The sequence below is a fragment of the Daejeonella sp. genome (assembly GCF_049655485.1).
Lineage (GTDB): Bacteria > Bacteroidota > Bacteroidia > Sphingobacteriales > Sphingobacteriaceae > Daejeonella.
On the sequence record NZ_JBASJU010000440.1, the window covers coordinates 1 to 1,715 of the forward strand.

Genomic DNA, 1,715 nt, shown 5'->3' on the forward strand with positions numbered 1-1,715 from the left:
GCCTTAACAATGAAACCGCCGTTTCGCTCATTGTTTAAACGTCCTAAAGTTTAGTGAGCATGTCAAATTGTTAGTAAAATTTTCTCAGCTACAGTGAACCCTTGGAGATCTGATGTCTGATTTTTTATAAGCTGGACATCGTAAAGAACCGAACGAAAGCTTCATAAATTGATGAGGAAATTTTACTCTTGTAATAAATTTAACTTATGTTTATTTAAATTAAATAATTAAATCACGATGATCAAGAGTTGGACACTCGAAAATTTTAAATCAGTTAAGATTTCAAATCAGTTAGAATTTGCGCCATTAACCATTTTTGCTGGTGCAAATAGCTCAGGAAAGAGTACCATACTACAAAGTATTTTGTTAACCGCTCAAACCTTGCAGAATTCTGTCGCAACGAAATCTATCATACTAAATGGACATATTTCCAAATTTGGCACTTTTAACGATATTCTTTCAAATGGTGCCAAAAAAAGAAGCATTACTATTGGATTTGAACTACAGCCGTTGCGGGGCGGAGCAGACTATGACTTCTTTATGTACAGCCGACCGTACTTCAATGCTAACGAACTTAAGTCAGTATGCTGCGAATTTTCTTTCACGGATATTATTAACGATGTAGCATCTGACTTACATAAATTACAACCTCGGTTGGAAAAGTCATATGTTAAGGCTACTAGGAAGGGGGAAACAAAGTCGGAGGAAGTAGAGATTCATAGAACCAATAAAGACCTTGCCGAACGGGCAGTCGAATTGGATTTGATTATCGATAACGTAATTGATATAGGTACACTTGAATTTGAAGTTAAAAAGCCTACAAAAGTAACGGACATAGGTTATCGCAAAGATTATAATCCTGATAATCCTTCAATTAAATACGTTGGGGCCGTCCTTTCACATTTTGTTCCTAGATTTTTAACTGTCTGTTATGATCAAATTGAGGAGGAAAAAATACAATTCTTAACATTTTTATCAAATAAAAATCCCGATGACAGAGGTGACAGTCAAAGGCTTTTTAAAAAATACAGTAACAAACTAATTATTAAAGAACTTACAAATATTTTGAAAGAAGTAAAAAAAGAATTACCTCTTTCAAAGGATGCTAAACCAACCTTGTTTGCAGATGTGCAAGGATTTACAGAAACTATCACTTTCAATAATTTGGTACTACTGAAATCTCGCCGGGATATTTTAGCAAGAAACTTTTTTCAAAAAGTCGATGAAAATCGTACGTTTCTCAAAAGTCTAATTGCAACAGATTTTGACACAGAAAATAAGTTAAGCGTGTCATTTGAATTTTATGATTATGTTGAATATCTGGATTACTTCTTCAAAAGACATTTAAAATATCTCGGTCCCTTGAGAGATGAACCTAAATCTGTTTATCCCTTATCTGGAACATCAGATCCTAAAGACATTGGATTTAAGGGCGAGAATACAGCCGCCGTCTTGGAGGCAAATAAAAATACACATGTAAAATATATAACCCCTGCTTCATTGCTCTCAAACTATATCACAGTCGAGGTTACGGAAGACACTTTGATTAATGCTGTGTTGGATTGGCTAGACTACATGGGAATAGCTAATAAGGTTGATACAGCTGATATTGGAAAACTTGGACACGAATTGAAAATTTCAACACAAAATTCCTCATACCTCCATGATTTAACTCATGTAGGAGTCGGAGTAAGCCAAGTGTTGCCAATTCTCGT

1 protein-coding gene is annotated in these 1,715 nt (G+C 34.8%); it reads left to right on the forward strand.

Translation table 11 applies throughout. From position 1 onward, the window contains the following. Window positions 1-237: 237 nt before the first annotated feature. Window positions 238-1,715: hypothetical protein (locus tag WBJ10_RS17620; protein ID WP_424292678.1), on the forward strand; the 1,478-nt coding region annotated here is incomplete at its 3' end.